The sequence below is a fragment of the Pseudomonas entomophila genome (genome assembly GCF_029478665.1).
GTDB classification, from domain to species: Bacteria; Pseudomonadota; Gammaproteobacteria; order Pseudomonadales; family Pseudomonadaceae; genus Aquipseudomonas; species Aquipseudomonas entomophila_F.
Window position 1 is genome coordinate 84,386 of record NZ_JARPQB010000011.1, and the last position, 23,971, is coordinate 108,356.

A 23,971-nucleotide genomic window follows, 5' to 3' on the forward strand; every position below is an offset into this window, starting at 1 on the left:
CAAGCCGGCTCCTACAGGGCAGTGTAGGGGCCGGCTTGCCGGCGAACAGGGTCAGGCCAGGTGCAGGTGGTTGTCCCAGAACCCGGACGGCAGGTTCATCGGCTGCCCGATCAATGCCTGCTTGCGGCAATCGTAGAAGCGGCAACGCCCCTGCCCGGAGGTGACGACGAAGCCATCCTTCACCGCCCCGACCCCCGCGCAATCGGGCATCGGTGCATCGAGCTTCACCGCGCCGCTGTCGAGGTCCCAGATGAACAGCCGGTTGGCCCGCGGCGCGGTCAGCGCCACCAGGCGCAGGTCGCTGTGGATGGCGACGCTGGCGGTGTACTGGGCCATCGACTGCAACTGCCGTTCGGGCACCGGGAAGGCCTTGAACGGCTCGCCCGGGCGCTTGATCGCCAGCAGCTCGGCGGTCTCGTCGGAGGCGCCCATGAACTGCTGGCAGGCGGCGATGGTGCCGTCGCTGCCCACCGCCAGGTGGCGCACGCTGTTCATCTGCTGGGCAAGCGTCTCCTTGCTCAGCAGGGCGCCGTCGCGCTGCATCAGCACCAGGCTCGGTTCCATGGCGTCGAGGTTCATCTCCACCCGGCTTTCGGCCTCGGTGCGGATGCCGCCGTTGGCCACCACCAGGGTTTCGCCGTCGGGCAGCCAGGCCAGTTCGTGGGGGCCGATGCCATGGGTCGGGAGTTCGCCGCTGTGCGCCAGGCGTTCGCCTTCGAAGCGATAGACACCGAGTACGCCACGACCAGGGTCGGTGGTGTCGTTCTCGGTGGTGTACAGCCACTCGCCACCCTTGTGGATCACCGCATGGCCGTAGAAGTGACGGTTCGGTTGCGAGGTGATGGTCTGCAGCAGGCGCCCGTCGCGCAGGTCGACCAGGTAGCTTTCGGTACCGGGGCGACGGGCGACGAACAGGGCGATGGGCTGTTCAGGGTGGTTGATGATCGCGTGGCAACGCTGGGCCACCTGGGTGCTGAACACCTCGGTGCCGTCCAGGCGAAAGCCGACGGCATAGTGCCTGCCGTCGCCATCGTCGCGCGCCGAGAGCAGCAGGGGTTCGCCGCCTTTGTTGCGAAACAGGCTCCAGCCGCCCAGGGTGAGGGCGCTGAGCACTACGCTACCGAGTTTCAGGGCCTGGCGTCGCAGCATGATCAGTCACCGTCGTTGGCATTGAAGCCCAGCTGGATGTTCAGCGCCTTGGCCAGGTCGCCTTCGTGCAGGCGGTGGACGGCGTTGAGGTTGTCGTAGATCTGGTTGAGGGTCTGCTGGCCGGCGTCGTCGGCCAGCAGCTCGCCCAAGGTCTTCGGGTTGTCGGCCAGCGACTTGAGCGCCGTTGCGTAGGCGTCGTCGATCTTCTGCGCCAGCGGCGCCTGGTCCTTGCCCAGCAGGCCGCGCAGGCCCTGGTTGTCGACCCCGACCCAGACCGTCTGGGCGGCCTTGAGCGAGGCTTCCAGGCTCTTGAGCGAGGAGTGGCTGCGCCAGGCTTCGGCCTGCAGCGGCTGCGGGATGCCCTTGCTCTGGCGGCCCATCGGCGCGCCGAGTTTCTTCTTCAGGGTGTCCAGGGCGGTGACTTGGGCGCGCAGCAGGTCGGCGATTGCTTCGTGAGAGTCGGCGTAGCGCTGGTTGGGGAACTTGGTCATCTGCGACAGCATGCCGTCGGTGCTGTTCCAGCCCTTGAGGATCTCCTCGGCCAGGACCTTCTGGTGCTCGCCGATGGCGACCAGCAGCGGGCAGTAGCGGGCCTTCTGTTCAGCACTGGCGACATCCGGCTTGCTGTCGAAGAGGATGTACTCGTAGGCCGACAGGCCGCGCACCACGACGCTGGCCTTGCCCAGCGATTCGGCGTCGACCGGTTTGTCGCCGTTGACCAGTTGCTCGACCTGGCGACCGACCAGGTTCTTCTTGTCCGGCCAGAACTGCACCTGCCAGGCGCGGTTGCCTTCGGCCAGCGGGCCGACCAGCAGGGGTTGCAGCTCGGCCCAGGCCTTCTGCGCGTTGAGGAAGTCGGCGCGGGCGGTCTCCAGCGAGCTTTTGCCCTCGCAATAAGCCAGGGCACTGGCGGCCAGGGCGCGGTCGACCTCGACCCAGCGGCTGTAGGTCGGCAGGATCACCTGCTTGGCGATGGCGGCCGAGGTCACGGCCTGCGGGTCCTGGGGCGAGCAGGCACCCAGGGCGAGTGCGGCGAGGCTGGTGAACAACAGTTTGGGTCGGAACATGCCCGGCTCCTTGCGCGTTTAAAGTGAGTTCAGGAAGGCCAGCAGCGCGGCGCGCTGCTCGGCGTTGAAGGTCAGTACCCGGTCGCGTGCCGCCTGGGCTTCGCCGCCATGCCAGAGCACGGCTTCGAGCAGGTTGCGGGCACGGCCGTCATGCAGGAACTGGGTGTGGCCGCTGACCGTCTCGGTCAGGCCGATGCCCCACAGCGGCGGGGTGCGCCAGTCCTGGCCGTTGGCGGCGAATTCGGTGCGCTCGTCGGCCAGGCCAGGGCCCATGTCGTGCAGCAACAGGTCGCTGTAGGGGCGGATCACCTGGTTGGCCAGTTCCGCCTCATGGGCATCTGCGGCGGTGGTGAATTGCGGGGTGTGGCAGCCCTGGCAACCCGCCTGGAAGAACAGGTTCTTGCCGGCCAGCACCTGGGGCGCGTCGACACCGCGCCGGGCCGGCACACCCAGGTTGCGGGTGTAGAAGGTGACCAGGCGCAGGATGTTGTCGCTGACTTCCTTCTCGCCATCGGCGCCATCGCCGTTGGGCGCGGCCAGGCAGTCGGTCTGTGCCGGGGTGCAATCGTCGCTCGGTTTGAGCGTGCTGGTCAGACCCATGTCGCCGGCGAACGCGTGCACGTTCTGCTGGTTGACGTTGGGCTGCCCGGCCTTCCAACCGAAACGACCGACCACCGTCTTGCCCAGGGCGTCGTCCCAGACGCGGTTGGCGCGGCCACGGATGCCGTCGCGATTGCGGTCGTCCGGGTCTTCGCTGGCCAGGATATCGGCTTCGGGGATGGCTTCGAGCAGGCCCAGGCCGATCATCGGCGGCGCCACCCGGGCCGAGAACCGGGTATCGGGGTGCATCGGGCCGTAGCCGAGCTGGGTGATCTGCAGGGTGGGGCGGCGCAGTTCGACCTGATGGCCGTCCTTGAAGGCCACGCTGTGGTTCTCGTAGCTCACCCGGACCTTGCCCTCCGGCGCCACGCCGGGGATGGCCATGTCCTGCAGCTGTGTGCCATAGGCCGGCTCGGGGGCCACGCCCAGGCGCTCGATCTCGCGGGCCAGGTACGGCTGGTCGGGGATCGACAGGCGCACCAGCATTGACACCGCATTGCTGTCACCGGGCTCGGGCGGATGGCCACGGCCGTCGCGCACATGGCAGTTCTGGCAGGCGTTGGTGTTGAACAACGGGCCGAGGCCGTCGCGGGCGGTGGTGGTGGAGGGGGCGATCACCCACGGGCTGCGGAAGAAACTGTTGCCCACGGCGAAGTCCAGGCGCCGCTCGGGCGACAGGTTGGCCGAGGGCAGCGAGAAGGCGTTGCGGTCGTTGCGTTTTACCGTCGCCGTGCCGCCGGAGAGGGCTTCACCGGGCTCGGCCTGGGTGAAACGCGGGGCGTCGTCACAGGCGGCAAGGGTGAGGGCCAGTAGCAGGGGGCTTAGGCGGAGCAAGGACATCGACAATCCTGGGCATGGGCGAAAAACCGGCGTGCAAGCTTATCAGGCCGGCTGTTATTGAATAAGAGCAATTTGCAATTACTCGGATGAAAAGAATGTGAAATGCGCAACCTTTGTAGGAGCGGCTTCAGCCGCGATGCGGGCAGCGCGGTGCCAGGCACCCGCTTCGCGGGTGATCGCGGCTGAAGCCGCTCCTACAGAGGGCATGTCAGGTCAATGGGCAACTAAAAAAGGCGGCCCGAAGGCCGCCTCTTGTGAACCGCTAGCGCCGATCAGAACTCGTGATCAGCGGTGTCCGGGTTCAGGTTGTCGATCCCCAGCTTGCCAGCGGCCTGCTCGATCGCGCCGGTCTGCTTGACCAGCGAGGCGATGGCGTCGCGCACGATCTGGTTGCCAGCGGTGTTGTCGGCGGCGATCAACTGGTCGTAGTGCTCGCCCTTGAGCGCGTGGTCGACCATCACCTGGATCTTCGCCTCGGTGGCTTCCAGGTCGGCCTTGAGGGTGGCGTCGGTGGCCGGGTCGACCTTGGCCACCAGCGACGACAGGCTCGGGCCGGTCAGCTTGCTGCCGTCGGCACGGGTGTACTCGCCCAGGTAGACGTTGCGGATGCCCTTGGCGTCGTAGAAGTGCGAGTAGTGGGTGTTGTCGCTGAAGCAGTCCTGCTCGTCTTCCGGCGAGTTGGCTTCCAGCGAGACCTTCATGCGCTCGCCCGCCAGCTCGCCCAGCGACAGGCTGCCCATGCCGAACAGCATCTTGCGCAGGCCATCGTTGACCGGGCCGTTCTCGAGGGTGGCGCGGTAGTTGTCGGCGACGTTCGGCGCCCAGTTGCCGACCATCTCCTCGAGGTCCTTGACCAGCAGTTGGGTGACCGATTTCAGGTAGGCGCGGCGACGGTCGTTGTGCCCGCCGGTGGCGCCCTTGCCCTCCAGGTAGTCGGAGGCCGGGCGGTTGCCCGCGCCTGGGCCGGTGCCGTTGAGGTCCTGGCCCCAGAGCAGGAATTCGATGGCGTGGTAGCCGGTGGCGACGTTGGCCTCGGAACCGCCCAGCTCGTTCAGGCTGGCCAGCTTCTCGGGGGTGATGTCCTTGACGTCGACCTTGTCCTCGCCGACCTGGATCTGGGTGTTGGCGATGATATTGGCGCTGGCCGCCGGGTTGCCCAGGGCGTGCTCGTAGCTCTTGTCGACGTAGTCGATCAGGCCTTCGTCCAGGGGCCAGGCGTTCACCTGGCCTTCCCAGTCGTCGATGATGGTGTTGCCGAAGCGGAACGCCTCGCTTTGCAGGTAAGGGACGCGGGAAGCGGCCCAGGCCTCCTTGGCGGCCTTCAGGGTCTGGTCGTTGGGGTTGGCCAGGAAGGCGTCGACGGCGGTCTGCAACTGCTTGGCGGTGCTCAGCGCGTCGCTGTACACGGCGTGGACCATTTCGGCGTAATGCTTGACCACGGCCTTGCCGGCGGCTTCATCGACCGCCCCAGGGGCCGCGGCGGTGGTGCTGGCGGCGGCAGGTGCCTGGGCTTGCGGAGCGGCGGCCTTGTCATCCTTGCCTTCGCCGCAACCGGCGAGGGCGATGGCGATGGCCAGCAGACTGGCGGAGGCCAGAGGCATTCGAATCATTGTTGGTATCCTGCGTCGTGTGGTTGGACCGTGCGCCGAGGCACGCGAAACCGTCACATCATGCGAAAGATTTGCATTTGCTGTAAAGGGGCGGGCGTGCATTTCATGCAAACGCCCGTTTGCGGGGCAGGGCCAATATCGACGGGGGTTACAGCACCGAGACCTGGTTACGCTGGGCCTGCTTGAGGAAGGCGGTCAGCTCGCGCGCCGACAGCGGTTTGCTGTAGTGGTAGCCCTGACCTTCGTGGCAGCCCTGGGCGATGATATAGCTCTCTTGCTCCGCCGTTTCCACGCCCTCGGCGATGACTTGCATGCCCAGGCTCTTGCCCAGCTGGATGATGGCGCGAACGATGGTGGCGTCGTCATCGTCGTCGAGCAGGTCCTGGACGAAGCTCTTGTCGATCTTGATCTTGTCCAGCGGCAGCGACTTCAGGTAACTCAGCGAAGAGTAACCGGTACCAAAGTCGTCGATGGCGATCAAGGCGCCCGAGCGGCGCAGGCTGAGCAGGTGCTGGGCGGCGGTGCTGATGTCTTCCATCAGGCCGGTCTCGGTGACCTCCAGCTCCAGGCTGCGCGGCGGCAGGCGGTAGGCCTGCAACAGGTTGTTGACCACCCGCGGCAACTCGTTGTGGTGCAGCTGCACGGTGGACAGGTTGACCGCCATGCGCAGCTCGCCGAAGCCCAGGTCGTGCCACTCGCGCAGTTGGCGGCAAGCCTGGTCGAGCACCCACTCGCCGATGCTGATGATGTTGCCGTTCTGCTCGGCCAGCGGGATGAACTGGTCAGGCGGTACCATGCCCAGTTCCGGATGCTGCCAGCGCAGTAGCGCCTCTACCCCGACCACACGGTGGTCGCGGTAGCTGATCTGCGGTTGATAGACGAGGTACAGCTGGTTGCGCGGCAGGGCTTCGCGCAGGTCTTTTTCCAGCTCGCGGCGGCGGCGCATCTCGCTGTCGACGCTGGCGATGTAGAACTGGTAGCGGTTGCGCGAGCGGGCCTTGGCCAGGGTCATGGTCTGTTCGGCCTTCTGCAGCAGCTTCTCGGTGCTGTCGCCATCCTCGGGGAACAGGGTGATGCCGATGGTGGCGCGCAGGCGGATCTGCTGGTGGTCGAGGTCGAAGGGCGCCTCGAGGTCGTCGAGGATGCTCTGGGCCAGCTCGGCGGCTTCGTAGGGCTGCTCGATATTGGCCTGCACCAGGGCGAACTGGTCACCGCCCAGGCGGGCCAGGGCGCCGAGGCGGCCGCTGTGGGCGCGCAGGCGGTCGGCCAGGGCCAGCAGCAATTGGTCACCCACCTGGTAGCTGAACTGCTCGTTGATGCCCTTGAAATCGTCCAGCCCCACGCAGAGCACCGCCACCCGGCGTTGCAGGCGGCCACCGTCGACGAGGATCTTGTCCAGCTGCTGCTGCAGTTGCTGGCGATTGGGCAGGCCGGTGAGGAAATCGTACTGCGCCATGCGCTGCAGGCTGTTCTCGGCCTCATGGCGCAGGTGGGTATTGCGTTCGATCGAGGCCAGCAGCTGGTTGGCGGTGTTGACCCACAGGCCCAGCTCGTTGCGTTCGTGGCCCTTGAGCTGCGGGATCTGGTGCTGGCTGGGGCGGTCGGGGTTTATCTGTGTCAGGTGGTCGATGATCTTCGACAGCGGCTTGGTCAGCAGCCAGTGGTACACCAGGTACAGCACCAGGCCCATGGCCAGCGCCCTGAGCACGCCGGAGACGAAAATGATCACCGCGTTGATCAGGAAATCTTCGCCGTAGGAGGAGGTGTCGAGGGTGATGCTCAGGTCGCCGTAGTACTCGCTGTAGGGGCCGCGGCCAACCAACTGAGTGGTGTAGGTGCGTTCCTGGCCCAGGATGAGGTCGGTCAGCCAGCGCATGGACATGTCCTGCAGCGGCCTGGATTTTTCCGCCAGCATGGTTTCGTTGGGGTGGCCGATGGCGGCCATGCGTACCGACTCGTCCTGGAACAGGCCTTCCATCACCTGCATGCCCATTTCCCGGTCGAGGCTGTACACCGCTTGCGTCGACGGATCGCGGAACATGTCGAGGATGCGCTGTGCATCGTTGTTCACGGCCTGGCGGGTCTTGTAGGCGTCATAGACGATTTGCGCGCAGCTGAGAACGACCCCGACCGCCAACGCCGAGAGCAGCACCACCCTGAGCAACTTGACCGATAAGCTGTTCCGAAATTCCAGCTTCAATGGGGTTTCCTTAATCCATGCGCATGCCATTATTTTGCCATTAGTCATGGCGACAGACTATCGACCGATTACCAACTTGCAGGCGCGCCCCGGCAGATGGAGTTGCCCTTGGCTCTGTATCGGTTGAAAAGGCATGCGACTTGAGTGCGCTGCATCAACTTTCCAGACGTTTGATGTTAGCGCGCTCTGCGTCTTGAGCAAGAGCGTCAAGGCACGGCACAGCGATTTCTGTCGCGCCCTCCGTAGGAGCCAGCCTTGCTGGCGATGCAAGGCGCAGCCTTGCCCGTGGGCCTGTTCGCCAGCAAGGCTGGCGCCTGCAGGGGTGCAATAAAAAACCCGGCACAGGGGCCGGGTCTTTTTGTTCAAGGCTGATTCAATCAGGCCGTGAAGGCCTTGCCTTCGAACTGCTCGGCAACGAACTTCCAGTTGACCAGGTTCCAGAACGCCTCGACGTACTTCGGACGCAGGTTACGGTAGTCGATGTAGTAGGCGTGCTCCCAGACGTCGCAGGTCAGCAGCGGGGTGTCGCCGCTGGTCAGCGGGCAGCCGGCGCCGATGGTGCTGGCCAGGGCCAGGGAGCCGTCGGCTTTCTTCACCAGCCAGCCCCAGCCGGAACCGAAGGTGCCGACCGACGTCTTGGTGAACTCTTCCTTGAACTTGTCGAAGGAACCGAAAGCAGCAGTGATGGCGTCAGCCAGGGCACCGGTCGGTTGGCCACCGCCGTTTGGCGACAGGCATTCCCAGTAGAAGGAGTGGTTCCAGATTTGCGCGGCGTTGTTGAAGATGCCGCCCGAAGAGCTCTTGACGATCTCTTCCAGGGTCTTGCCTTCGAACTCGGTGCCTGGCACCAGGTTGTTCAGGTTCACGACATAGGTGTTGTGGTGCTTGTCGTGGTGATACTCCAGGGTTTCCTTGGAGATGTGCGGCTGCAGGGCATCGTGGGCGTACGGCAGCGGCGGCAATTCAAAAGCCATGGTGGATCTCCTGATTCAGGTCTGTTTGCGGTTTGCGCAAGGCCGATCACGGGCGGCCCGATGTGCGTCGGCGAGTTTGTACTCTTTGCGACGCAAGGGCTGGATCATAGCACCGGCCCCGGTGCATAACCACGCAACATCTATAGGGAATAGAGGTTCCAGAGCGGTTGCTGGAGTCGGACAGGCGGGGCGCCATGTGCTCTTCAGGGCATGTGCAATCTCTGTAGGAGCGGCCTTGAGCCGCGAAAGGGCCGCAAGGCGGCCCCGACGATCGTTATATCAACGCTGAAATCCTGGGGCTGCTGCGCAGCCCTTTCGCGGCTCAAGGCCGCTCCTGCAGAAGAGGCGCATGTTCCTGATCCTCAGTTGAAGATCAACTGCGCCGCGACCGCGAACATCATCACCGCCACCATCAGGTCGAGCATCCGCCAGGTGGCCGGGCGTGCCAGCCAGGGCGCCAGCCAGGCCGCGCCGATCGCCAGGGTCGAGAACCACACCAGCGACGCGCTGGCGGCCCCCGCCACATAGGCCCCGGGCACGGTCTGCTGGGCGCCGAGCGAGCCGATCAGCAACACGGTGTCCAGGTATACATGGGGGTTGAGCAAGGTCACCGCCAGGGCGCTGAGCAGCACCGCCCGGCGCGAGCGAGTGCCTTGCCCTTCCTGATGTTGCAGGCTCTGCTTGGAGCATGCGCTGCGCAGTGCCTTGGCGCCGTACCAGATCAGGAACACCGCGCCGCCCCAGCGGGCGATGGCCAGCAAGGTCGGGTTGTGCGCCAGCACCGTGGCCAGGCCGAACACGCCGAGGGCCACCAGGATGGCGTCGCAGACGATGCACAGCGCCGCCACCGGCAGGTGATGCTCGCGGCGCAGGCTCTGTGCCAGGACGAAGGCGTTCTGCGCGCCGATGGCCATGATCAGCCCGAAAGCCACCAGCATGCCGTTCACATAGCTTTGCCACATAGCGCGAACACTCCACTGTCGCCGACGATTCGCCGGCGCTGATTGTCTAGAAAGATGTGGCCATTGTGGCGGGTGCGGATGTATAAGAAAAACCAATAAAGCTCATCTGTCATTAGGAAAATAGATGTTCGACTACAAGCTGCTCGCCGCGCTTGCCGCAGTGATCGAACAAGGCGGTTTCGAGCGTGCCGCCCAGGTGCTGGGGTTGTCGCAATCGGCCATCTCGCAACGCATCAAGCTGCTCGAGGCGCGGGTCGGCCAGCCGGTGCTGGTGCGTGCGACGCCGCCGAGCCCCACCGAAGTCGGCCGCCAGTTGCTCAACCATGTGCAGCAGGTGCGCCTGCTTGAGCGCGACCTCCAGCGCCAGGTTCCGGCATTGGACGAGGAAGGAATGCCCGAGCGCCTGCGCATCGCCCTTAATGCCGACAGCCTGGCGACCTGGTGGGCGGGCGCGGTGGGGGCTTTCTGCGCCGAGCAGCAGGTGCTGCTCGACCTGGTGGTCGAGGACCAGGATGTCGGTCTCAAGCGCATGCGCGCGGGCGAGGTGGCGGCCTGCCTGTGCGGCAGCGAGCGCCCGGTGGCCGGTGCGCGCAGCCTGCCGTTGGGGGCAATGCGCTACCGCGCCCTGGCCAGCCCGGCGTTCATGGCACGCTACTTCGCCAATGGGTTCGATGCCGAGCGCCTGCCCCGCACGCCGGCGATCGTGTTCGGCCCGGATGACTTCCTGCAGCATCGCTACCTGGCTTCGCTGGGTATTCAGGACGGTTTCCTGCACCACCTGTGCCCATCGTCCGAAGGCTTCCTGCGCATGACCGAGGCGGGACTCGGCTGGGGCCTGGTGCCCGAACGTCAGGTGGCCGAGCAACTGGCGCGGGGGGAACTGGTGGAAATTTGCAGCGATACCCCCATCGATGTGCCGCTGTACTGGCATCATTGGCGCAATGGCGGGCAACTGCTCGCACAACTGACCGAACACCTGCGCCATTCGGCGCGCAATTGGCTGGTGCCCTTGTAGGCGCGGCTGGCGTCAACTGCATCTGAAATCTGGCAAGGCGGAGTCTTACATGCGAATTCTGGTCACCGGCGCGAGCGGCTTCATTGGCGGGCGCTTTGCGCGTTTCGCCCTGGAGCAGGGCCTGGAGGTACGGGTCAATGGTCGGCGGGCGGAAGGCGTGGAGCATCTGGTCAGGCGCGGGGCTCAGTTCATCCCTGGCGACCTGGGCGACGCCGAGCTGGCCCGGCGCCTGTGCCAGGGTGTCGACGCCGTGGTGCATTGCGCCGGGGCCGTGGGCAACTGGGGGCGCTACCAGGATTTCCACCAGGGCAACGTGGTGCTTACCGAGAACGTGGTCGAAGGCTGTATCAAGGAGCATGTGCGCCGGCTGGTGCACCTGTCGTCACCGTCGATCTACTTCAATGGCCGTTCACGCCTGGATATCCGTGAGGAGCAGGTGCCGCGGCGTTTCCACGACCATTACGCATTGACCAAGCACCTCGCCGAACAGAAGGTGTTCGGTGCCCAGGAGTTCGGCCTCGAAGTGCTGGCGCTGCGCCCGCGGTTCGTCACCGGGGCCGGGGACGCGAGCATTTTCCCGCGGCTGATGCACATGCAGCGCAAGGGGCGGGTGGCGATCATCGGCAATGGTCTGAACAAGGTTGACTTCACCAGCGTGCACAACCTTAACGAAGCGCTGCTCAGCGCGCTGTTCGCCGGGGACGAAGCCCTTGGCCAGGCCTACAACATCAGCAACGGCCAGCCGCTGCCGCTGTGGGACGTGGTGAACTACGTGATGCGCCAGATGCAGCTGCCCCAGGTCACCCGCTATCGTTCCTACGGCATGGCCTACAGTTTGGCTGCGCTCAACGAGGCTGCTTGCCTGCTCTGGCCCGGGCGTCCGCAGCCGACCCTGACGCGCACCGCGATGCAGGTGATGAGCACGGATTTCACCCTCGACATCAGTCGCGCCCGCCAGTACCTGGACTACCGGCCGAAGACCACCGTCTGGGCCGCGCTGGATGAATTCTGCACCTGGTGGAAGGCGCAGCCGCGCAATCAGTGAACCTGGCGGCAGGTTGATGGTCATCAGTGCGCCGCCCAGGCGGTTTATACTCATGCCTCTTTGCTACTACCGCGGTTGAATGCACCCATGCGTAATGACGCCCACGACGATTTCGACGATGTGCCCGCCCTGCGCGCCGGCACCCCTGATGACGATGAACTGCTGCCCGCTCACGTGGCACGCAGCCGCCAGAAGGCCGCGCAACCGCGCAGCAATGGCCCCTTGTGGGCGTTGCTGGGGGCATCGTTCATTGCCCTGGCGGGGTTGGGCTGGTGGAGTTTCCAGCAGATCTCGCTGATGGAGCAGCAACTGGTGGCGACCCAGGAAAGCTTCGCCCGCATCAGCGAGGAAGCGGCGGGGCGCTTGCAGGCGATCAGCGGCAAGGTCGATGCCAGCGAATCGAACAGCACCACCGGCAGCGAGGCGTTGAAACTGCAGATCCGCCAGTTGCAGACCAGCCTGGCCGAGCAGGGCAAGCAGCAGCAAGGCGTCGCCGGGCAAGCCGGTGACCTGGGCAAGCGCCTGGAGCAGGTGCTGGCCGATACCCGTGAACAACAGAAGGCGGTAACCGAGCTGCAAGGCCAGTTGCAGGCGCAGTTGAAGGCGGTCAATGCAGAGCTGACGGCACTCAAGTCGGGCCAGGTCGACGGTGGCAAGCTGGACGATCAGCTCAAGAACTTGAACAGCGAAGTGGCGGCGCTGAGGAAGCAGGGCAACCCAAGCGCGGCCATCGCCAGCCTGGAGCAGGATGTGCTGGTGCTCAAGAGCCAGGTCGACAACCGCCCGGCGCAGGCATCCGGTGGTGCCTCGGTGCAGGAGTTCGATGCCTTCCGCGGGCAGATGACGCGCAACATCAACACCCTGCAGAGCCAGATCCAGAACCTGCAGCAGCAGATCAACGCCCGGCCCTGACCGGTTGTTCGCCGGCAAGTCGGCTCCTGCGCAGGAGCCGGCTTGCCGGCGAACAGGGCCTCACTCACATCCGCGGATAATCGATATACCCCACCGGCCCCTTGCCATAGAAGGTTTCCGGATGCGGCGCGTTGAGCGCTGCATCGGCGGCCAGGCGCGCCGGCAGGTCGGGGTTGGCGATGAACGGGATGCCGAAGGCCACGGCATCGGCCTTGCCGGCGGCAAGGGCGGCGTTGGCGCTGGCCTTGTCGAAGCGTTCGTTGACGATGTACGGGCCACCGAAGGCCTGCTTGATCAGCGAACCGATGCTGTCGTCGGCCTCTTTCTCCCGCGAGCAGATGAAGGCGATGCCGCGCTTGCCCAGCTCGCGGGCCACATAGGTGAACGTCTCGGCGCGGTCCGCGTCGCCCATGTCATGGGCATCGGCGCGCGGTGCCAGATGCACGCCCACACGGCCTGGGCCCCACACCTCGATCACAGCGTCGGTCACCTCCAGCAACAGCCGGGCACGGTTCTCCAGCGAATCGCCGTAGCGGTCGCTGCGCTGGTTGGTGCTGCTTTGCAGGAACTGGTCGAGCAGATAGCCGTTGGCGCCATGGATCTCGACACCGTCGAAGCCCGCGGCCTTGGCGTTCTCGGCGCCGCTGCGGTAGGCCTCGACGATATCGGCGATCTCCTCGGTCTCCAGGGCCCGCGGGGTCGGGTAGTCGCTGAGCGGCCGCACCAGGCTCACATGGCCCTTGGGCTGGATCGCGCTGGGCGCTACCGGCAGCTCGCCGTTCAGGTAGGAGGGGTGGGAAATGCGCCCAACGTGCCACAGTTGCAGGAAGATGTGCCCGCCGGCCGCGTGGACGGCCTTGGTGACGTTGTGCCAGCCGCGCACCTGCTCGTCGTTCCAGATGCCGGGCGTATCGGGGTAGCCGACGCCCATGGCGGAGACCGAAGTCGCCTCGCTGAGGATCAGCCCGGCGCTGGCGCGTTGCACGTAGTACTCGGCCATCAGCGCGTTGGGCACCCGGCCCTCGTCGGCGCGGCAGCGGGTCAGCGGGGCCATGATGATGCGGTTGGGCAGTTCGAGGTCGCCCAGGGTGATCGGGTCGAAGAGCGTAGTCATGTGCAAAGCCTCGCTTGAATCAGTGGGATGCGGCGCCGCCGCTATCAGAGCTCTTGGCTCATCTGCTTGAGGAACGCCTGGATGGTGGCCTCGTTGCGTTTGAAAAAGTGCCATTGGCCGACCTTCTGGCTGCTGATCAAACCAGCGCGCTGCAGGGTGGCCAGGTGGGCGGAGACGGTCGACTGCGACAGGCCGCAGCGTTGGTCGATCTGCCCGGCGCAGACACCGTTGTCGGTGCTGTGCTGCTGGTCGGGGAACTGCACCGCCGGGTCCTTCAGCCAGGCGAGGATTTCGCGTCGGACCGGATGGGACAGGGCTTTTATTATTTCGTCGAGATCGATCGGCATGGCGGGGTCTCAGGCTACGTAACGGTATATCGCGATGGGGCGAAATATAAATCGGTAGTTCGCGATATACAAATATGAAAGTGTTCTTAGGCGAGCTGGAATCGCTATATCGGACCATGACGATGGGAGCCGGGCGAGTGCTAGACTGCCGCCATGAACTACCTCGCACACCTGCACCTTGGCGGCGACGCGCCGCAACAATTGCTTGGCAGCCTGTATGGCGATTTCGTCAAGGGCACGCTGGAGGGGCGTTTTCCTCCTGTGCTGGAGGCGGCGATCCGGCTGCACCGGCAAATCGACAGCTACACCGACAGCCATCCGCTGGTGCTGGCGGCGCTGGCGCGTTTCCCCCGGGAGCGGCGGCGTTTTGCCGGGATCGTGCTGGACGTGTTCTTCGACCATTGCCTGGCGCGGCATTGGGGCGAGTATGCCGAACAGCCGCTGGCACAGTTCACCGGCGACTTCTACAAGGTACTGCTGGCCGAACCGGAGCTGCCGGGCCGGCTGGCGCGGATCGCGCCGTTCATGGCGGCGGATGACTGGCTGGGGGCCTATGGCGACTTCGCCATGCTGGAGCAGGTGTTCCAGGGCATCGCCCGGCGCCTGTCGCGGCCGGAGGGGATGACAGGGATGATGGGCGAGGTGGAGCGGTTGTATACGCCGTTGCTGGCGGACTTTCGTGAGTTCTATCCGCAATTGCAGGCGTTCGCCGCGGCGAAGCGCTCCGAATCTCCGGCCAGCTTGTAGGAGCGGCTTCAGCCGCGATCACCGGCAAAGCCGGTGCCATCCCGCGGTTGTTCGCAGTTGCTCCCCGGGCCCAAAATCAGATTTAACCCCTTTCGTGTAGTCCATTTCCCAAACATACTCCCAACCCCCTTTCAGCCATTGCGGTGTTCTGGATTGGCCCCTAGTCTCGGGCGGTCGCTGCGAAATCAGTGATCGGCTTTGACAGGCCGCTCAGAAAAAACCTCATGGCTTTTGCCTTATGGCGGCTGTGTGTGGGGCACCTCGTGTGCGCCGGGTTTTTTGGTTTTTTCCTGCCGGTCTGTCAACCCATGCACAGCTGCCACCCTATTGTTTGACAGCAAATGGTGTCGGCCCTTTCTTCAGGAAAAATACCGATGCTTAAGATTGTCCCTGATCCACCCCAGCACTCTCATTCCCTTGAAGACACCCTCATCCAGGCCACCGAATACGCCCTGTGGGCGCTGACCGTGGCCCATCAGGCCGTGCACGCCCAACCCAGGTCACCGGCCACCATCCTGATGATGGCGTCGATCCACGAAGTCGAATCGCTGCGCGTGTTGCTCGAATCGGCGTTGATCCAGGTGCAGATGCCGGCGCAGCCGCAGACGCTGCACTAAGCCCTTGCCGGCCCTGTTCGCCGGCAACGCCGGCTCCTACCGGGGCTGCGCTCCACCTGTAGGAGCCAGCCTTGCTGGCGAAAGGGCCCGCCCAGGCCCCAACAACTTCAGGGAGATTTGAACAATGACCACAGACGACACCACCCCCAACACCACCGCAGGCAAAACCAAGTTCTACCAAGGCGAAGGCCAGACCGCCCCGCTGTTCTGCATCGAACCCGGCATCCCCTGCCAGCACGCCCGGGAACAGGCTTCGGAACTGATGGGCTGCGTGCGCGACCTGACCATTGCCGGGATCATGGAAGAGAAGCCTCAGCTGCTCTGGGCGTCGTATTACCTGAGCGCGCTGGCCAAGGCGCTGATGGATGATGCGGAGCTGGGTATGAGGCACTGAGGTAGGAACTGAAATTCGCGAGCTCCGACAGTACGAGACAAAATTACGCAGGGCGACAGATGTCGCCCGTCCTGATAAGCAAAGTCACTCAAGCCATTTAACAGCCGCCTCCAGAAGCTCTTGTAGATTCAGTGAGCCGCCATATGCTTGAAATGCTGTGTCGTCTGCGTTGATTACTATCCAGTCCGCGTCGCTTCTTTCGACGTTGATAGTTAGGTTGCTTTTGTTATTTGCGCCTGTGATTTTGATTTTCCAGCCTGGGTTGTCAATGTTGGAAATTTCAATGCCGAATGAATGTTCCCAAACATCATTGTATTGACTGCTGTACCAGCTTTGTGGTTTTTCGATCAGCTTTTCCATCTGCAAAGTCCTTGCCGTCTTGCGAGTTCTCAAGCCAATCGCACATCTTGTCTTGTAGCTGCTGTTGCTACTTCGGTTTTCTTGGAGGCCGTTCTCATACCGTTAGAGCACAATTTGGGACAGATTTATTTTTCTGCTGATTCAGGCTGCGATTGTGGTGAGATCGCAGTAGTTCATGATGGTTTGTGTGTTTTTTATTAATGGTTGACGCGCATAAGCGGTAGCCACAGTCGCTGTGGCTACCGGTGAGTTCCGGTCTGGCGCGGGGAAACTAATGTCGGAAGTTTAAGCTGATGGTTCGAAGTACCAGGTTAAAAACTCGTTAAAGCTTTTCCAGTGAGCAGGTAGTTCGCCATTAATGAACTCATTAAGGTGCGAGATGTCGAGATCGTAAACGGCGCCGTCGTTTATTCCGTACAAGTACATTCCCTCACTTTCGTCGGAAGATAGTGCGAGGTAGTTTGTCGGTATCTCGTACCTGTCCCAGACATAGTCAGTTTGATCTGGGATTGCAGGGATGTCTGGGCCTTCAATGTCAAGGAGTTCGGCGGCAGGTCGGGGGCTTATAAAACTACCTTGATACTTAAGGTAGAAGCGTCCGAATTCAGAGTCTGTCGCCACTCCCAGACGTTGAAGTGCCGATGCTGCTCTATTTTGATCCGCTCTGGCGATATCGCCCTTGTAGCCGCTTAAGTACTTTGTAACTTCCAGTGGAATCATATGCTGCAGCCTCCAGTTCTCGATTTGTTTGCTTCTGCCGCACGATCTTTCCAGTACTGCCTTCGGTCAATGTCAAAAGCATCACGATCAACAGGGAATTCTGGGTTTTTCTTGTTTCCGTGTGGGTGCAAGGCTTCTCGGCCTCGACCTTTTGCAGCTCTGTGTGTGCTTGTCGTTACCTCGAACTGTGGCCCGACCGACTGTAGTACCGGTGCCGGTTGTAATGTAGCCCCGTCTCATGGTCGTGGTACTGACCCTGGAAGCGAATCGGGTTGCCCAGGCCATGCTGTTTGGCCCACGCCGAGCGCTCCTCACGGACTTCGCCCCAGGCCTTGTACTGCCCGGCCCAAGCGACATTGCCCTGTTCGTCGGTGAGCTCCATCGGCGTGCCGAGGTGATCGCAGTGGTACCAGGCAATCGCGTCGAACGCCTGTGGTTTCACCTCGGTATGCCACAGCGGATCCTGGTCGAAGTCGTACTCGCGCTGGCTCCAATCCGGTTGCTTGTGCAGGTGGATCGGGCTCTTGCGCAGAGCCTGGGCCACCGGCACGAAGCTGCCCGGCTCGTACAGGTAATGCACGGTACGCCCGGTGTCGCCTTCATCGCGTGGCGGTGAGCTTTCCCAGGCCAGGGTGTCACCGTCCCAACCGAACAGGGTGAAGCCACAGCCAAGTTCGCGTTGACGCTTGGCCCGTTGCAACTGGTTCCAGCCGGTGCCGGCTTCCGGGTGGTCCCAGAAATGCGCCACCGAATGCTTGTGCAGGCGCCGGCCCAAGGCGTCGTAGCTGTAGTCGACCTTGAGCTTGTCGTCGTTGTAGCTGGCCAGACGGTCGAACAGGTCCCAGGTGAAGTGGGCGTGCGAACCGTTGTGCAGGCGGTGGATCAGGTTGCCGCGTTCGTCGTATTTGTAGTGAGTGCCGGCGTACTCGCGCAGCAGGTTATCCATCAGCTTGTTGCGGCGTGGATCGGCTTCCAGCGGACTTCGCTGAGGAGGGTGTCGAGGGGGGCAATGGCGATCTGGATTTCGCGCGTGGTGAGCGCGGCATCGGCGGGTGCGGCAGACATCGTGAAAGGGCCTTCCTAGGCGGGGGACGCGGGGTCCCGGGTGGTCCGTGAGGGCGAAATGATACTAAGGCGAGGGCGGTTCGGCCATGGGGGAAACCCTGAGGTGGGTGTGGGAATGCGCGGGGTGGGGGTGGCGGTGCCGGCCCTATCGCGGCTGAAGCCGCTCCTACAGGGGACGCGCCGACCTCTGTAGGAGCCAGCCTTGCTGGCGAACCGGGTCCGACGCGGGACCGCGGTGTGGCCTTCGCCAGCAAGGCTGGCTCCTACGGGGCGAGTGGTTTGACCGATGCTCAGGCGGCCTTGGCCTGGCGGCGGGGCTCGATTTCCTCGACGCCGAACAACGCCAGCTGGATCGCCTGCTGCGCCTGGAACGCCAGCGCCGCGCGCTCCATGCCCGCGCTGCTGATCGGCGGCATCAGGTGGATCACCACCTCGCCCCGGTCATGCCCGAACAGGCGCATCAGGTGCGACACCAGGTCGTCCTCGCCAATGAACGGCGCGATCGGGTCAGGCTCGCCCGTGCGAAGGTACTGGATCGCCACCGGCTGCACCGGCGCGCCCTGGTCGATGGCCCCGGCCAGCAGCCGGCCATGGAAGGTGCGCAGGCTGCGGCCATCGGTGGTGGTGCCTTCGGGGAAGATCAGCAGCGGGCGAGCCTGCCCCAGCTGGCCGGCGATCTGCTCGCGCAGGCGCTGGGCGTCGCCACCGCCGCGACGGATGAACAGCGTCCCGGCTTTCTCGGCCAGCCAGCCGGCCACCGGCCAGTGGCGCACCTCGGCCTTGGACAGGAACGACAACGGGGTGAGCATGCCGAGCAGGGGGATGTCGGTCCACGACACGTGGTTGCACACCCACAGCATCGGCCGTTGCGGCAGGGCGCCGACCACGCGCACCTCGAAGGGCAGGGCGGCGACCAGGCGCCCCATGAACAGGCGGGTCCAGCGTTGACGACGTTCGATGGAGGCGTTCAGCCCCAGGCGCTCACCCAGGGCGATGACGCTGGCCATGGCCAGGCCCAGCACCAGCACCAGGCACAGCCGCAGCAGGCGGGCACTGGCCCGCAGCCGCCGCATCAGACCGCCGCCTTGAAGTGGCGGGCGTAGCGCGGGCAGAGGTCGTCGCGCTTGAGCAGGATGAACACGTCGGCGACCTGGAAGTCCTCATCCCAGCACGGCTCGCCGCAGATCTTCGCGCCCAGGCGCATGTAGGCCTTGAGCAGCGGCGGCATCTCGGCGATGACGTTGTTCGGCAGGGCCAGGGTCGGCAGCGGGTTCTTCGGCTCGGCGCGCAGGTGCTCGGTGCACAGGTAGCGCTCGCGCAGGCGCTGCATGATCGCGTGGGCCTGCACGCCGCCGTCCTGCATGGGGATGCTGGCGCAGCCCATCAGGTAACTGTAGCGGCCTTCGTTGAGCACTTCGGCCAGTTCCCCCCAGAGCACGGCGATGGTGCCGCCGTTGCGGTAGGCCGGGTCGACGCAGGTGCGGCCCAGTTCGAGGATCGGGCCTTGCAATTGCAGCAGGCCGTGCAGGCTGAACTCCTCTTCGCTGTAGAAGCGCCCCAGGCTGCTGGCGGCCTGGTGGTCGAGCAGGCGGGTGGTGGCGACCAACTGGCCGGTGGCCAGGTCGCGCACGCCGATGTGGCGGCAGTGGATGTCATAGTCGTCCATGTCCAGGCCGTGTTCGGCGCCCTTGAGCTTGGCCTTGAATTCGCCGCTGAACACCTTGAAGCGCAGGGCCTGTGCTTCTTGCAGGGCCGCGGCGCCGACCAGGCGTTCGGCTTGCAGACGGCGTTCAGTGCTGTTGTCGCCAGGGCGAGCGATCCGAGTCATTGCGAGTCTCCATAAGCCAGCCAAAGGGTTGCGGCCGGTCGGCTTTGTTGTGCAAAGTCAGCCTAGGTACGCGTGGTGTCACCCCTGTGAATCTTTGGTGATGCTTGCGTGACACCCCCTCCGCCAGCCCACAAGGAGCGCCCGATGGCCTGGTTGCAACGACTCAATGACCCCCTGCGCCTGCCCTTGGCAACGACGTTGGGCGAAACCTACACGGCCGTGCTCGAACGCCTTGGCGCGGTCGCCCCGTTCGAACTGGCGGTGCTCGGCGGGCGCGCGATGGCCACCCCGGGGCTGGCCTTCCTGCTCGGCTACCAGGCCGCGCTGCGGGTGCTCTGGCCCAGCGCGCCGGCCAGCCTGGGCGCGCTGTGCGCCACCGAGCGGCGCAGCGTGCGCCCGGCCGACATGCATACACGGCTCGACGGGCTGCGCCTGACCGGCAGCAAGGATTTCGTCACTGCCGGCCTTGAAGCTGAATGGTTGCTGGTGGCGGCGCGCAATGAAGGTCAGGGCGAGGCGCCGAGGCTGCAGCTGGCGGTGGTCTATCCGGGGGAGCACGGCGTCACACTTGAAGCCTTGCCGACGCTACCGCTGATGCCAGAGGTCGGTCACGGTCGGTTGTTGCTCGAGGACGCGGCGTGTGAACTGCTGGCCGGCGATGGCTGGGATGCCTATGTCAAACCCTTCCGGTCGCTTGAGGACCTCTATGTGCTCGCTGCCCTGGTGGGCTGGTTGCATGGCGTCGCGCAGGAATGTGCGTGGCCGCAGGATCTGCGCCTGCGCCTGGTGGGCCTGCTAGCCGGCTGTGCCGAGGGCAGTCGGCAATGCCCCGACAGCGTTGCCTGTCATCTGTTGCTGGGTGGATTGTTCGCTCAGTTTCAGAGCCTGCGCGGCGAAATCGACAAGGCCCTGGCCGCAGGCCCCGGGCACTGGGCGCAGCTGTGGCAGCGCGACCAGGGTGTGCTGGCGTTGGCCGCCGCCGCCCGTGACAAGCGCCTGGCCAAGGCCTGGACTGCCGCAGGATTGTCATGAAAGGCTGAGACGCTGGGGGATCCTTTGAACCAGGGCCGCTGTGCGGCCCATCGCGGCTGAAGCCGCTCCTACAGGGGCCGCGCAAAACCTGTAGGAGCGGCTTCAGCCGCGATGGGCTGCAAAGCAGCCCCCTGCAGGCGCTCCCCCATGAAGGCACTGTTGTTTGCCCTGGCGATAGCTGCCGGTCCTGCATTGGCCGAAGACTGGCCCGCGGCACAGTGGCCGGTCGACGATGCAAACCTCGACTGGCAGGCCGTCGACACCTACGCTTTCGCGTCACGCGATACAGCACGTGGCGGCATTCGCACTGACGCGCTGCTGATCATCCGCGATGGCCGTATCCTCCATGAGCGTTACGCGGCGCCGACCAGCGCCGACACCCCGCACCTGACCTGGTCGGTGAGCAAGAGCGTGCTGGCCACGCTCATGGGCGTGGCCTATGGCGAAGGACGCTTCCACCTCGACGACCCTGCGGCCCGCTACTATCCGGCCTTGCAGTCACACCCCGGGCTGCGCATCGCCGACCTGCTGCACTGGGCCAGCGGCCTGGCCTGGCAGGAAGACTATGAATACGCGCCGCTGAAGTCGTCGGTCGTGGCCATGCTCTACACCCGAGGCCGTGGCGACATGGCGGGCTATACCGCAGCGATGCCCGCCGACAGCCTGCCAGGCAAGCGTTTCCGCTATTCCAGCGGTGACTCCAACCTGCTGGCCGCCACCCTGCGCGGCACGCTCGAAGCGGGTCGTTATGCCGACTACCCCTGGCAAGCCCTGTTCACGCCGCTGGGCATCACCAGCGCTGTGTGGGAGCGCGATGGGGCTGGCACCTACGTCGGCTCTTCCTACCTTTACCTGAGCGCCCGTGACTTGGCGCGCATCGGTTTGTTGATGCAGCGCGACGGGCGCTGGGGCGAGCACCGTTTATTGCCGGAGGGCTGGGTGGCGTTCAACCGAACCCTGTTCACACAGGCTGAGCCGCACCCCGGCGAGGCCAATCCTGGGGGCCACTGGTGGTTGAACCAGCCGTTGCCTGGCAACCCTGCGCCTTGGCCGGAGGTACCGGTCGATACCTTCGCCGCCCTCGGCCATTGGGGCCAGGCACTGTATGTGCTGCCGACACAGAAGCTGGTGATCGTGCGTTACGCCGATGACCGCGATGGCAGCTTCAGCCATAACGAACTGCTCAAGCGGGTGCTGGCTGCGGTGGCCGGGGAGGGGGCATGAAGAAGGCCTTGCTGGTGCTGCTGCTCGCGCTGCTGGGCTGGGGCTGGTACGAGCGCCAGGCGCTGATGGACTTTCCTGGCATCCTCTCGGCCTACTCTGCGAAAGAGTACTGTTCCTGCCGCTTCGTCATGGGCTTCGAGCAATCGTATTGCCGAGGCTATGTGAAGCAGTACCTGGCGCTCAGCCTGCTCGAGGAGGACGCCGCCCATCGCCAGGTGGCCGCCGAGGGCCTGGGCCGGCGCAACCAGGCGGCCTGGCAGGGCGCGCGCGAGGGTTGCCGCTTGCTGCCGTGAAACCGGGCGGGTAAGGTTGACGGCCTTGATTCACAGGATTTCACATGTTCAACGCGTCCCGTCTGCTGCCCGCACTGCTGCTTGCCCTGTGCCTGCCCGCCCAAGCCAACTGGCACTTGGATGGCGAGTCCTCGCGGCTCTCTTTTGTCACCGGCAAGAACGGCAATATCGCTGAGGTGAACCGCTTCCTGGTGCTGCACGGCAAGGTCGACCGCAAGGGCGGCGCAGAAGTGAGCATCGAGATGGACTCGATCAGCAGCGGTATCCCGCTGCGGGACGAGCGCATGCGCGACGGCCTGTTCGAGGTCGAGCGCTTCGCCGAAGGCAAGGTGCAGGCGCAGATCGACCTGCGCCCGATCAACGACCTGGCCAACGGCGCCCAGCTGGAATTGCGCCTGCCGGTGAGCGTCACCCTGCACGGCCAGACCCACGACTACAACACCCTGCTGCTGGCCACCCGCCTGGATGAGCGCCGTTTCCAGGTGGTGACGCTGGAGCCGCTGGTCCTGCGCGCCGCCGATTTCGGGCTGCTGCCGGGCCTGGAAAACCTGCGCAAGCTGGCCGGGCTCAAGTCGATCAACCCGTCGGTGCCGGTGAGCGCGGTGCTGATCTTCACCGCCCGCTGACATGCCGGGGCCGGTCTTCCCCTGGCGGGATGGCAATCAGTTCGAGCTGCTGGTCGACGGCCCCGAGTTCTTTCCGCGCATGCTCCTGGCGATCACCCGCGCTGAATTCCAGGTCGACCTGGAGTTGTACCTGGTCGAGGGCGGGGCCTGTGCCGAGGCGGTGGTCGAGGCCCTGGAGCAAGCGGCGCGGCGAGGCGTGCGAGTACGTTGCCTGTTCGACGACTACGGTTCCCTGGCATTTCCCAACGCACTGCGCGAGCGCTTGCTGGCAGCGGGCGTGTACCTGCGCTGGTACAACCGCCTGCGCTGGCGCCGGGGGCTGCGCAACCTGTACCGGGATCATCGCAAGTTGCTGTTGGTGGACGAGCGCTGGGCGGCGGTGGGTGGCACCGGTGTCACCGACGAATTCTGGACGCCGGGCGAGGCCACCAGCGACTGGCACGAAGTGATGGTGCGCATGGAAGGGCCGGTGGTCACCGACTGGCAACTGCTGTTCGACCGCCAGTGGCACGCCAACCAGCGCCGCACCGCCTGGCGCCCGCCGGAAGGCTTCGGCCTGCCGCGCCTGCCCCAGGTGCCGGCGCAGGGCCAGGGCATGGGCCGGGTGGCCTATGCCGATGCGCGCCAGCACAAGGATATCCTGCACGCCCTGGTACGCGCGCTGAACAGCGGCCAGCGGCGCATCTGGCTGGCCACCCCGTATTTCCTCCCCACCTTCAGTGTGCGCCGGTCCCTGCGCCGTGCCGCGCAGAAGGGTATCGATGTGCGCCTGCTGCTCACGGGGCCGCGCACCGACCACCCGGCCGTGCGCTATGCCGGCCATCGTTACTACCCGCGCCTGCTGCGTGCCGGCGTGCGGATCTTCGAGTATCAACCGTGCTTTCTGCACCTGAAGATGGCGGTGGTGGATGACTGGGTGAGTATCGGTTCGTGCAACTTCGATCACTGGAACCTGCGCTTCAACCTCGAAGCCAACGTCGAAGCGCTCGACCCCTCGCTGACCCACGCCGTGACAGCGAGCTTCGAACGGGACTTCGCGCTCAGCCAGGAGGTCGACCTGGCGCGCTGGCATGCCCGGCCTTTGTGGCGCCGCATCCAGCAACGCCTGTGGGGCTGGCTCGACCGGGTGGTGGCCAACTGGCTGGACCGGCGCGACTAGCTACTTGCGGCGTATATCGCTTGTCGGTAAAGCGGTCTATCGTGCTGGGATTGTTCCCGTGCAACGGAAGG

Annotated in this window: 24 protein-coding genes and 1 pseudogene; 11 read left to right on the forward strand and 14 right to left on the reverse strand. The window is 64.8% G+C overall.

Features of this window, described 5'->3' with window-relative positions; all coding sequences use genetic code 11:
- Window positions 1–51: 51 nt before the first annotated feature.
- From P5705_RS07645 to P5705_RS07675, 7 genes are all read right to left on the reverse strand, one after another.
- A complete protein-coding gene (locus P5705_RS07645; protein WP_277460237.1) occupies window positions 52–1,149 on the reverse strand; it encodes a DUF1513 domain-containing protein in 1,098 nt (365 codons plus the stop codon).
- Between the two features lie 2 nt (window positions 1,150–1,151).
- Window positions 1,152–2,216 carry an imelysin family protein gene (locus P5705_RS07650; RefSeq protein ID WP_277460238.1) on the reverse strand — a complete coding sequence of 355 codons (1,065 nt, stop codon included), beginning with the start codon at window positions 2,214–2,216 and terminating at the stop codon, window positions 1,152–1,154.
- An 18-nt stretch (window positions 2,217–2,234) separates the two neighbouring features.
- Window positions 2,235–3,662, reverse strand: coding sequence for a di-heme oxidoredictase family protein (locus P5705_RS07655; protein WP_277460239.1), 1,428 nt, complete (start codon window positions 3,660–3,662; stop codon window positions 2,235–2,237).
- 266 nt (window positions 3,663–3,928) lie between these two features.
- Entirely contained in the window at window positions 3,929–5,266 is a 1,338-nt protein-coding gene (locus tag P5705_RS07660) for an imelysin family protein (protein ID WP_277460240.1), read from the reverse strand.
- Between the two features lie 148 nt (window positions 5,267–5,414).
- Window positions 5,415–7,466 (reverse strand): putative bifunctional diguanylate cyclase/phosphodiesterase, encoded by a 2,052-nt coding sequence (locus tag P5705_RS07665; protein ID WP_213659759.1) that lies wholly within the window; start codon window positions 7,464–7,466, stop codon window positions 5,415–5,417.
- A 377-nt stretch (window positions 7,467–7,843) separates the two neighbouring features.
- On the reverse strand, window positions 7,844–8,440 hold the full coding sequence (locus P5705_RS07670; protein WP_277460241.1) for a superoxide dismutase: 597 nt from the start codon (window positions 8,438–8,440) through the stop codon (window positions 7,844–7,846).
- 362 nt (window positions 8,441–8,802) lie between these two features.
- On the reverse strand, window positions 8,803–9,402 hold the full coding sequence (locus tag P5705_RS07675) for a LysE/ArgO family amino acid transporter (RefSeq protein WP_277460242.1): 600 nt from the start codon (window positions 9,400–9,402) through the stop codon (window positions 8,803–8,805).
- A 124-nt stretch (window positions 9,403–9,526) separates the two neighbouring features.
- Between P5705_RS07675 and P5705_RS07680 the strand changes: the two genes are divergently transcribed.
- The 3 genes from P5705_RS07680 to P5705_RS07690 all read left to right on the forward strand — a co-directional run bounded on the left by P5705_RS07680 (window position 9,527) and on the right by P5705_RS07690 (window position 12,374).
- A complete protein-coding gene (locus tag P5705_RS07680; protein ID WP_277460243.1) occupies window positions 9,527–10,417 on the forward strand; it encodes a LysR family transcriptional regulator ArgP in 891 nt (296 codons plus the stop codon).
- 49 nt (window positions 10,418–10,466) lie between these two features.
- Window positions 10,467–11,462, forward strand: a complete 996-nt coding sequence (locus P5705_RS07685; protein WP_277460244.1) for an NAD-dependent epimerase/dehydratase family protein — start codon at window positions 10,467–10,469, stop codon at window positions 11,460–11,462.
- 87 nt (window positions 11,463–11,549) lie between these two features.
- Entirely contained in the window at window positions 11,550–12,374 is an 825-nt protein-coding gene (locus P5705_RS07690; protein WP_277460245.1) for an ATPase, read from the forward strand.
- Window positions 12,375–12,438: 64 nt separating this feature from the next.
- Here the strand turns inward: P5705_RS07690 and P5705_RS07695 are convergent, their stop codons facing one another.
- The gene (locus tag P5705_RS07695) at window positions 12,439–13,488 is read right to left on the reverse strand and encodes an alkene reductase (protein WP_277460246.1); all 1,050 of its coding nucleotides are present in this window, start codon (window positions 13,486–13,488) and stop codon (window positions 12,439–12,441) included.
- Window positions 13,489–13,532: 44 nt separating this feature from the next.
- Window positions 13,533–13,835, reverse strand: a complete 303-nt coding sequence (locus P5705_RS07700) for an ArsR/SmtB family transcription factor (RefSeq protein WP_011532447.1) — start codon at window positions 13,833–13,835, stop codon at window positions 13,533–13,535.
- 153 nt (window positions 13,836–13,988) lie between these two features.
- Here P5705_RS07700 and P5705_RS07705 point away from each other — a divergent pair, with 153 nt between their 5' ends.
- The 3 genes from P5705_RS07705 to P5705_RS07715 all read left to right on the forward strand — a co-directional run bounded on the left by P5705_RS07705 (window position 13,989) and on the right by P5705_RS07715 (window position 15,593).
- Entirely contained in the window at window positions 13,989–14,582 is a 594-nt protein-coding gene (locus P5705_RS07705; RefSeq protein ID WP_277460247.1) for an ACP phosphodiesterase, read from the forward strand.
- 374 nt (window positions 14,583–14,956) lie between these two features.
- Window positions 14,957–15,199, forward strand: a complete 243-nt coding sequence (locus tag P5705_RS07710; protein ID WP_277460248.1) for a hypothetical protein — start codon at window positions 14,957–14,959, stop codon at window positions 15,197–15,199.
- Window positions 15,200–15,323: 124 nt separating this feature from the next.
- Entirely contained in the window at window positions 15,324–15,593 is a 270-nt protein-coding gene (locus P5705_RS07715) for a DUF3077 domain-containing protein (RefSeq protein WP_248918865.1), read from the forward strand.
- Window positions 15,594–15,677: 84 nt separating this feature from the next.
- On the opposite strand, the gene P5705_RS07720 is transcribed toward P5705_RS07715, so the two are convergent.
- The 5 genes and pseudogenes from P5705_RS07720 to olsB all read right to left on the reverse strand — a co-directional run bounded on the left by P5705_RS07720 (window position 15,678) and on the right by olsB (window position 19,566).
- Complete coding sequence (locus P5705_RS07720; RefSeq protein WP_277460249.1) at window positions 15,678–15,953, reverse strand: Imm53 family immunity protein; 276 nt, start codon at window positions 15,951–15,953, stop codon at window positions 15,678–15,680.
- Window positions 15,954–16,238: 285 nt separating this feature from the next.
- Window positions 16,239–16,673 (reverse strand): SMI1/KNR4 family protein, encoded by a 435-nt coding sequence (locus P5705_RS07725; protein ID WP_277460250.1) that lies wholly within the window; start codon window positions 16,671–16,673, stop codon window positions 16,239–16,241.
- 202 nt (window positions 16,674–16,875) lie between these two features.
- Window positions 16,876–17,652: pseudogene (locus P5705_RS07730) on the reverse strand (RHS domain-containing protein); the annotation flags it as partial.
- Between the two features lie 376 nt (window positions 17,653–18,028).
- The gene (locus P5705_RS07735) at window positions 18,029–18,811 is read right to left on the reverse strand and encodes a lysophospholipid acyltransferase family protein (protein WP_277460252.1); all 783 of its coding nucleotides are present in this window, start codon (window positions 18,809–18,811) and stop codon (window positions 18,029–18,031) included.
- Complete coding sequence (gene olsB, locus P5705_RS07740) at window positions 18,811–19,566, reverse strand: L-ornithine N(alpha)-acyltransferase (protein ID WP_277460253.1); 756 nt, start codon at window positions 19,564–19,566, stop codon at window positions 18,811–18,813. The genes P5705_RS07735 and olsB overlap by 1 nt, the downstream gene beginning before the upstream one ends.
- A 144-nt stretch (window positions 19,567–19,710) precedes the next feature.
- On the opposite strand from olsB, the gene P5705_RS07745 reads away from it, so the two are divergent.
- From P5705_RS07745 to P5705_RS07765, 5 genes are all read left to right on the forward strand, one after another.
- Window positions 19,711–20,598, forward strand: coding sequence for an acyl-CoA dehydrogenase (locus P5705_RS07745; protein WP_277460255.1), 888 nt, complete (start codon window positions 19,711–19,713; stop codon window positions 20,596–20,598).
- Between the two features lie 147 nt (window positions 20,599–20,745).
- Window positions 20,746–21,822, forward strand: a complete 1,077-nt coding sequence (locus P5705_RS07750; RefSeq protein ID WP_277460256.1) for a serine hydrolase domain-containing protein — start codon at window positions 20,746–20,748, stop codon at window positions 21,820–21,822.
- A complete protein-coding gene (locus P5705_RS07755) occupies window positions 21,819–22,115 on the forward strand; it encodes an amidase (RefSeq protein ID WP_277460257.1) in 297 nt (98 codons plus the stop codon). Before P5705_RS07750 ends, P5705_RS07755 begins: the two co-directional genes overlap by 4 nt.
- A 44-nt stretch (window positions 22,116–22,159) precedes the next feature.
- Window positions 22,160–22,741 carry a YceI family protein gene (locus tag P5705_RS07760; RefSeq protein ID WP_277460258.1) on the forward strand — a complete coding sequence of 194 codons (582 nt, stop codon included), beginning with the start codon at window positions 22,160–22,162 and terminating at the stop codon, window positions 22,739–22,741.
- Between the two features lies 1 nt (window position 22,742).
- Window positions 22,743–23,900: a phospholipase D-like domain-containing protein gene (locus P5705_RS07765; RefSeq protein WP_277460259.1), complete on the forward strand. Its 1,158-nt coding sequence runs from the start codon at window positions 22,743–22,745 to the stop codon at window positions 23,898–23,900.
- The last annotated feature ends 71 nt before the right edge of the window (window positions 23,901–23,971 follow it).

Bases quoted from the DNA above. Each gene is read 5' to 3' on its own strand.
- P5705_RS07760 (WP_277460258.1), top strand. From the start codon at position 22,160: ATGTTCAACGCGTCCCGTCTGCTGCCCGCACTGCTGCTTGCCCTGTGC.
- P5705_RS07645 (WP_277460237.1), bottom strand. From the start codon at position 1,149: ATGCTGCGACGCCAGGCCCTGAAACTCGGTAGCGTAGTGCTCAGCGCC.
- P5705_RS07745 (WP_277460255.1), top strand. From the start codon at position 19,711: ATGGCCTGGTTGCAACGACTCAATGACCCCCTGCGCCTGCCCTTGGCA.
- P5705_RS07705 (WP_277460247.1), top strand. From the start codon at position 13,989: ATGAACTACCTCGCACACCTGCACCTTGGCGGCGACGCGCCGCAACAA.
- P5705_RS07695 (WP_277460246.1), bottom strand. From the start codon at position 13,488: ATGACTACGCTCTTCGACCCGATCACCCTGGGCGACCTCGAACTGCCC.
- P5705_RS07720 (WP_277460249.1), bottom strand. From the start codon at position 15,953: ATGGAAAAGCTGATCGAAAAACCACAAAGCTGGTACAGCAGTCAATAC.
- P5705_RS07755 (WP_277460257.1), top strand. From the start codon at position 21,819: ATGAAGAAGGCCTTGCTGGTGCTGCTGCTCGCGCTGCTGGGCTGGGGC.
- P5705_RS07690 (WP_277460245.1), top strand. From the start codon at position 11,550: ATGCGTAATGACGCCCACGACGATTTCGACGATGTGCCCGCCCTGCGC.
- P5705_RS07715 (WP_248918865.1), top strand. From the start codon at position 15,324: ATGACCACAGACGACACCACCCCCAACACCACCGCAGGCAAAACCAAG.
- P5705_RS07675 (WP_277460242.1), bottom strand. From the start codon at position 9,402: ATGTGGCAAAGCTATGTGAACGGCATGCTGGTGGCTTTCGGGCTGATC.
- P5705_RS07725 (WP_277460250.1), bottom strand. From the start codon at position 16,673: ATGATTCCACTGGAAGTTACAAAGTACTTAAGCGGCTACAAGGGCGAT.
- P5705_RS07765 (WP_277460259.1), top strand. From the start codon at position 22,743: ATGCCGGGGCCGGTCTTCCCCTGGCGGGATGGCAATCAGTTCGAGCTG.
- P5705_RS07650 (WP_277460238.1), bottom strand. From the start codon at position 2,216: ATGTTCCGACCCAAACTGTTGTTCACCAGCCTCGCCGCACTCGCCCTG.
- P5705_RS07685 (WP_277460244.1), top strand. From the start codon at position 10,467: ATGCGAATTCTGGTCACCGGCGCGAGCGGCTTCATTGGCGGGCGCTTT.
- P5705_RS07700 (WP_011532447.1), bottom strand. From the start codon at position 13,835: ATGCCGATCGATCTCGACGAAATAATAAAAGCCCTGTCCCATCCGGTC.
- P5705_RS07750 (WP_277460256.1), top strand. From the start codon at position 20,746: ATGAAGGCACTGTTGTTTGCCCTGGCGATAGCTGCCGGTCCTGCATTG.
- P5705_RS07710 (WP_277460248.1), top strand. From the start codon at position 14,957: ATGCTTAAGATTGTCCCTGATCCACCCCAGCACTCTCATTCCCTTGAA.
- P5705_RS07660 (WP_277460240.1), bottom strand. From the start codon at position 5,266: ATGATTCGAATGCCTCTGGCCTCCGCCAGTCTGCTGGCCATCGCCATC.
- P5705_RS07680 (WP_277460243.1), top strand. From the start codon at position 9,527: ATGTTCGACTACAAGCTGCTCGCCGCGCTTGCCGCAGTGATCGAACAA.
- olsB (WP_277460253.1), bottom strand. From the start codon at position 19,566: ATGACTCGGATCGCTCGCCCTGGCGACAACAGCACTGAACGCCGTCTG.
- P5705_RS07670 (WP_277460241.1), bottom strand. From the start codon at position 8,440: ATGGCTTTTGAATTGCCGCCGCTGCCGTACGCCCACGATGCCCTGCAG.
- P5705_RS07735 (WP_277460252.1), bottom strand. From the start codon at position 18,811: ATGCGGCGGCTGCGGGCCAGTGCCCGCCTGCTGCGGCTGTGCCTGGTG.